Source organism: Roseateles sp. P5_E11 (genome assembly GCF_054049355.1).
In genome coordinates, this window is the sequence record NZ_JBFUMO010000423.1 from 1 (window position 1) to 5,237 (window position 5,237).

Annotated in this window: 10 protein-coding genes; 8 read left to right on the forward strand and 2 right to left on the reverse strand. The window is 66.0% G+C overall.

What is annotated here, in order from left to right; all coding sequences use genetic code 11:
- The 4 genes from ACXJKR_RS23635 to ACXJKR_RS23650 all read left to right on the forward strand — a co-directional run.
- On the forward strand, positions 1-448 hold a 448-nt coding region (locus tag ACXJKR_RS23635), incomplete at its 5' end, for a DUF6249 domain-containing protein (RefSeq protein WP_457324888.1).
- Positions 445-1,008 (forward strand): RNA polymerase sigma factor, encoded by a 564-nt coding sequence (locus tag ACXJKR_RS23640; RefSeq protein WP_457324890.1) that lies wholly within the window; start codon positions 445-447, stop codon positions 1,006-1,008. The genes ACXJKR_RS23635 and ACXJKR_RS23640, both read left to right, overlap by 4 nt.
- Positions 1,005-1,334: a hypothetical protein gene (locus tag ACXJKR_RS23645; RefSeq protein WP_056195565.1), complete on the forward strand. Its 330-nt coding sequence runs from the start codon at positions 1,005-1,007 to the stop codon at positions 1,332-1,334. The genes ACXJKR_RS23640 and ACXJKR_RS23645 overlap by 4 nt, the downstream gene beginning before the upstream one ends.
- Before the next feature lie 404 nt (positions 1,335-1,738).
- Positions 1,739-1,969 carry a VOC family protein gene (locus ACXJKR_RS23650; RefSeq protein WP_457324891.1) on the forward strand — a complete coding sequence of 77 codons (231 nt, stop codon included), beginning with the start codon at positions 1,739-1,741 and terminating at the stop codon, positions 1,967-1,969.
- Between the two features lie 39 nt (positions 1,970-2,008).
- Here the strand turns inward: ACXJKR_RS23650 and ACXJKR_RS23655 are convergent, their stop codons facing one another.
- The gene (locus tag ACXJKR_RS23655) at positions 2,009-2,386 is read right to left on the reverse strand and encodes a hypothetical protein (protein WP_457324892.1); all 378 of its coding nucleotides are present in this window, start codon (positions 2,384-2,386) and stop codon (positions 2,009-2,011) included.
- Positions 2,383-2,679: an autorepressor SdpR family transcription factor gene (locus ACXJKR_RS23660; protein WP_457324893.1), complete on the reverse strand. Its 297-nt coding sequence runs from the start codon at positions 2,677-2,679 to the stop codon at positions 2,383-2,385. The genes ACXJKR_RS23655 and ACXJKR_RS23660 overlap by 4 nt, the downstream gene beginning before the upstream one ends.
- 240 nt (positions 2,680-2,919) lie before the next feature.
- Here ACXJKR_RS23660 and ACXJKR_RS23665 point away from each other — a divergent pair, with 240 nt between their 5' ends.
- The 4 genes from ACXJKR_RS23665 to ACXJKR_RS23680 all read left to right on the forward strand — a co-directional run.
- Complete coding sequence (locus ACXJKR_RS23665) at positions 2,920-3,087, forward strand: hypothetical protein (protein WP_457324894.1); 168 nt, start codon at positions 2,920-2,922, stop codon at positions 3,085-3,087.
- Positions 3,088-3,136: 49 nt separating this feature from the next.
- On the forward strand, positions 3,137-4,123 hold the full coding sequence (locus ACXJKR_RS23670) for an ABC transporter substrate-binding protein (RefSeq protein WP_457324895.1): 987 nt from the start codon (positions 3,137-3,139) through the stop codon (positions 4,121-4,123).
- A 4-nt stretch (positions 4,124-4,127) separates the two neighbouring features.
- Positions 4,128-4,952 carry an ABC transporter permease gene (locus ACXJKR_RS23675; RefSeq protein WP_457324896.1) on the forward strand — a complete coding sequence of 275 codons (825 nt, stop codon included), beginning with the start codon at positions 4,128-4,130 and terminating at the stop codon, positions 4,950-4,952.
- Between the two features lie 3 nt (positions 4,953-4,955).
- Positions 4,956-5,237: ATP-binding cassette domain-containing protein (locus tag ACXJKR_RS23680; RefSeq protein ID WP_457324897.1), on the forward strand; the 282-nt coding region annotated here is incomplete at its 3' end.

Below are 5,237 nucleotides of genomic sequence, written 5' to 3' on the forward strand. Positions count from 1 at the left end.
AGGAAGCACCATCCACCCGTTTCCCTGGAGCCCGCCCATGTTCTTCGACCGCTTTCAGGAAATCAGCCCGCTGATGATCCCGATCCTGTCGCTGCTGATTCCCATCGTCGCCATCGTGGCCCACTACCTGGGCAAGGCTCACACCGAGCGCCAGCGCCACGAGACCATCCGCGAGTTGGCCCGCGCCGGCCAGCCCATCCCGCCCGAGCTACTGGGCGACGTGCAGGACAGCGACTGGCACCGCGCCAAGCGCGACCAGTCCAACCCCAACCGCATCCTCATTCCCGCCGTCATCAACATCGGCGTCGGCCTGGGCTTGATGGGCATGTTCAACGCCATGATGCCGGGCGCCTGGCTCTGGAGCATCGGCCTGATTCCGCTGTTCCTGGGGCTGGGCCTGGCGGTGTACTGGGCCGTTGAACGCAAGCAGCAACCGCCCCAGCCGTGACCTCCGGCGTTCCCGCCGCGCCGACCGAAGCGGTCCTGCAAGAGGATCGCCTGGTTGCCCGTGCCGCCGCCGGTGACCGCGCGGCCTTCGCCGCCCTCGTGCAGGCCCACCAGGGCTATCTGCGCAAGCTGCTCGGCCGCGTCTGCCGCGGCGACCAAGGCCGTGCCGACGACCTGGCCCAGGAAGCCTTCGTGCGTGCCTGGCGCGCCCTGCCCAAGTTCCGCGGCGAGGCGCGCTTTCGCACCTGGCTCACGCGGCTGGCCTATTCCGCGCTGTCGGCCGAACGGCCGGCTTTGCCTTTGGTGGACGACGCACCGCCGGAGCTGGGCGCACACAGCGACTTCGCCCCCGGCGCCGACTGGCGCATCGACCTCGACCGCGCCATGGCCGATCTCAGCGAGCCCCAGCGCCACGCGCTCCTGCTCTGCTACGGCGCCGACCTCAGCCACGCCGAAGCGGCGCTGGTGCTGGGCTGGCCGCTCGGCACGGTCAAGACACAAGTGCTGCGCGCAAAGGCCAAGCTGCGCGCGCAACTGCAAGCATGGGAGCCCACGCCATGACGATTTCCACGAACCACGACAACGACGCTTCTTTTGATGACGTGCTGCGGGAGCAGATGCAGAACGGCACCGAGCCCGATGACGCTGGCTTCAGCCTGCGGGTGATGGCGGCGCTGGCGCCCAAAGGAGTTTCATCGCAGCAGCGCCGCTGGGCGCGTTGGGTCAGGCGGGCGCAATGGGTGGCGATCAGCATCGCGGCCTGCGGTGCCGCTGCGTTGCTTGCTGATGGGAACCGGCCGCTCGATACGCCGCATGTGCTGGCGGCCGTATCGCTGATAGGGCTGCTGATCTTCTGGGCGATCCCCAGCCGTTGGAGCCGGGGCTGACGCACTACGGCCACTGAGGGTGGCTGACGAAACCGTCGCGCCATGCCAAGAGCCTATGGCTACACTGGCGACGTCGAAAAAGGCAGGGTCGGTTTTTCGGTAAGCCCGACCCCTCTCTGACGAGAGCTCTGCTCCATGCATTGCATGAGAACCCACGACGAACCTCAGCGCCTTTCGCGCTGCGGGCTCGTCTGTGTGGCAAAGCGGGTGCCGACGGTGCTTCGCGTTGTGATCCGGTCGAGTCCATTTGACTCAAAGGACAAATCAATGCAACTCAACCACCTCGATCTCTCAGTGCCTGATGTGACCGCAGCCACCGCCTTTTTCGAGGCCGCCTTCGGCTTCACGTTTCGCCAGATCAAAGGCAACGACGGCATGGCGATCCTCGATGGTGAAGGGGCTTCGTGCTCGTCCTCACCCGGGCGAAAGATGCCACCGAGCCGATGTATCCGAAGACCTTTCACATCGGTTTTCTGCTCGCTTCCGAGCAGGCCGTCATGAGCGCGCACGCACGGATGCTGGATGCAGGCATCGAACTCGCGCAGCCTCCGCGCGTGATGCGCGGCAGCCTGATGTTCTATTGCCACRCGCCCGGCGGGATCCTGGTGGAGGTGAGCCATCGGACGGTGGACTGAGGCGTGGGTTCGAGTGCGCTTGCAGGCAGATCACCCCGCTCACGTCGCGCTCTTGAACTTGTCCCGCTGCGACAGGCAATAGACCAGCGGCACAGCCACCCCCGCCAGGACTGAGGCGGAACCCGCGGCGACTGCCACGGGGATCGGAGCGAAGGCCCACAGCGCCACATAGACAAGCCCGCTGATCGTGATGGACCAGCCGCCGAGCCGGTTGACCCTGCGAGCCAGTTCGCTGGGGAAGAAGCGCTTGGGCATGCGGTTGCCATACCAGGCAATCATGAGCCCGTTCATGGCGATGACCACCCGGGTGACGTTTTCGCCGTCCGCATAGCCCAGCTTGCGTGCCAAGCTCATGCCCAGCGCCACGGCGACGATGCCACCGCCCCACGCAAGGCCTGCAATCAGATCAGCTTTCATCGCGCAATCTCCTTCTTGGGTTCCGGCGCGTCGGCGCTCGGGCTGAACGAATGGACGAAGCCCAGCAACGCTTCTTCGAGCACGGACAGCTTCAGGTGATACAGGACGGACTTGCCCGCCTTCTCGGCGTGTACGAGGTCGGCCTCCTTCAGCACGGTGAAGTGCGCCGACATCGTGGGCTTGGRGACATGGAACTGGTCACTCAGCTCACCGGCGCTCAAGGGGCCCTGCCTCAGGAGTTGCAGCACCTGGCGACGGGTGGGGTCGGAAAGGGCTTTGAAGACCTTGTTCATGGCTTGATGATTAGCTAATCATCGAAACGTGTCAAGGGCGCCCCGCACCGCCGACTGGTGCATCAACGCCCCACGGCGAGGCACGCGATCTCAGCCGCGAAGGCTTGAAGGAGGACTGCCAGAAAGCGGCAGACCGAGCGACGCCCGGTACACCACATGCAGAACCTGCGCAGAGGCAGGCGCGCCGCAAACTGGCACGCTTGATGCTGGCGTACCGATTGGTATACCAGCATGTGCACCATGAACAAGCGAAGCCTTCTGACCCTTGGAGACTGGCACCAGGCCTATCTGTACGGCGCGCCGCCCCGTGAGTTGCCGGGCGCGCTTGCCGGCCTCATCGGCCCGCACGACCTGGCCATGCTCGGCGAAGGCTGGCGGGCCTGCATGGCCGAACCGCATCCCGCCTGAAGCCTCACCCCTTCTTGCCTCCCCCTCTCAATCACCCAAGGAGCCGACCATGACCGATTCGTTCAAACCCCAGCGCCGCACCTTGCTGGGCGCGGCCGCCGCCGTGGCCACGCTGGGAGCGCCCGCGCTGGTGCGCGCGCAAACGCCCAAGATCCGCATCGGCTACTGGCCGGTGGCGGCCGGGCTGCCGTTCTATGCAGCGGTGGAGAAGGGTTACTTCAAGGAAGCGGGGCTGGACGTCGAGGCGCTCAAGTTCGCCGGCGCCCAGCAGGTGATGGAGGCCATGCTGGCAGGCCGCTGCGACGGCAGCTCCAACGGCACCGGCTCGGGCAACCTGGGCGTGGGCGAGATTGCTTCGCCCGGCCTCTTCAAGATCATCGCCACCAACCCGAGCAACCAGAAGTACGTGCTCGACCAGTTCCTCGTGCCCAAGGACAGCCCCGTCAAGACGCTGGCCGAGCTGAAGGGCAAGCGCGTGGCCAGCGGCCCCGGCATCCAGAACAAGACGCTGGCAATGGCCGTGCTGGAACGCGCCGGCGCGCCGGGCACGACGGTGACGGAGCTGCCCATCGGCCAGCATGTGGCCGCGCTAGCGGCCGGCCAGGTGGATGCCGTCTACACGCTGGAGCCCACGGGCACAGTGGGCCGGCTCAATGGCACGACGCGCGTGCTGGAGGCCGGCGTCATCGCCAAGTACATCCTCGGCGACCCGCTGGCGCCCTGGCACGGCGGCTCGGCCACGCTGACGACCGAGTTCATCAAGAAGCACCCGGCCGAGACGAAGAAATACATCGCCGCCTATGCCCGCGGCATCGACCTCGTGCGCAAGGACCCAGCCCAGGCGCGCAACTTCCTGAAGGGCTACACGGCCATCGAAGGCCCGCTCACCGGCGAGGTGCCGCTGGCCTCCTACATGCTCTACAACGAGTTCACACCGAGCGACGTGGCGGCCTTCCAGAAGTTCTTCGACCTGTTCACCGAGAAGGGCGTGTTCGAGAAGAAGCTCGACGTCACGACCCTTATCTACAAGGCCTGAAGCCATGGAACAAGCTCCTGCCGCCACGCCGCCCTGGCAGAAAGCCGACGGCCAACCCGCCGTGCGCCTGCCGCGTTTCAACGTCGCCAAGCTGCTGCCCTTCATCGGCCCACTGCTGCTGTTCATCATCTGGGATCTGGTCGTGCGCCTCGGCCTGATCCGGCCCATCCTGCTGCCGCCGCCGCTGGCCACACTGCAGACGCTCGTCGTCGGCCTGGCCGGCGGGCCGCTGCTGCTGGACTTCGCCACCACGGTGTGGCGCACGGTGCAGGCCTTTTTGATCGCCGCCGTCATCGGCGTGCCGCTGGGCGTGCTGCTGGGCAGCAACGAGCGCGCCTACCGCAGCGTCGAGTTCCTGATCGACTTCTTCCGCTCGACGCCGTCGTCGGCGCTGATCCCGCTGTTCCTGCTGATCTTCGGCGTGTCGGACATCAACAAGATCGCCATCGCCGCCTTCGGCGCGCTGCTGATCGTCGTGTTCAACAGCGCCTACGGTGTCATCAATGCGCGCAAGCAGCGCGTGATGGCGGCCAAGGTGATGGGCGCCTCGCGCTGGCAGATCTTCAAGGACGTGCTGGTGTGGGAAAGCCTGCAGCCCAGCTTCGTGGGCCTGCGCTCTGCCGTGTCGATGGCGCTGGTCATCGTCGTCGTGGCCGAGATGTTCATCGGCTCGGACAACGGCCTGGGCCACCGCATCATCGACGCGCAGCAGGTGCTGAACGTGAAGACCATGTACGCCGCCATCCTGGCCGCGGGCATCCTGGGCTATGTGCTCAACATTCTGTTCCTGGTGCTGGAACGCAAGATCGTCCATTGGAGTGGGAGGTAAGCCATGTCCGCCGTCATCAACGCCCCGGTCGTGCCCGATGTGCCCGTGCGCGCCTTCCAGCCCGGTCCCGCCGGCACCCACATCACCATCCGCGGGCTGACGAAATACTTCGCAGGCTGGCCGCTGTACGAGGACTTCAACCTCGACATCCCCAAGCACAAGATCGTGTCCGTCTTCGGCCCCAACGGCTGCGGCAAGAGCACGCTGATCAACATGATCGCGGGGCTCATCCCCATCGACGCGGGCCAGATCTTGTTCGACGGCAAGAGCCTCAAGGACACCAAG

What these genes read in the sequence shown, in the direction of transcription:
- ACXJKR_RS23665 (WP_457324894.1), top strand. Translation starts at nt 2,920, where the DNA reads ATGAACAAGCGAAGCCTTCTGACCCTTGGAGACTGGCACCAGGCCTAT.
- ACXJKR_RS23670 (WP_457324895.1), top strand. Translation starts at nt 3,137, where the DNA reads ATGACCGATTCGTTCAAACCCCAGCGCCGCACCTTGCTGGGCGCGGCC.
- ACXJKR_RS23655 (WP_457324892.1), bottom strand. Translation starts at nt 2,386, where the DNA reads ATGAAAGCTGATCTGATTGCAGGCCTTGCGTGGGGCGGTGGCATCGTC.
- ACXJKR_RS23645 (WP_056195565.1), top strand. Translation starts at nt 1,005, where the DNA reads ATGACGATTTCCACGAACCACGACAACGACGCTTCTTTTGATGACGTG.
- ACXJKR_RS23675 (WP_457324896.1), top strand. Translation starts at nt 4,128, where the DNA reads ATGGAACAAGCTCCTGCCGCCACGCCGCCCTGGCAGAAAGCCGACGGC.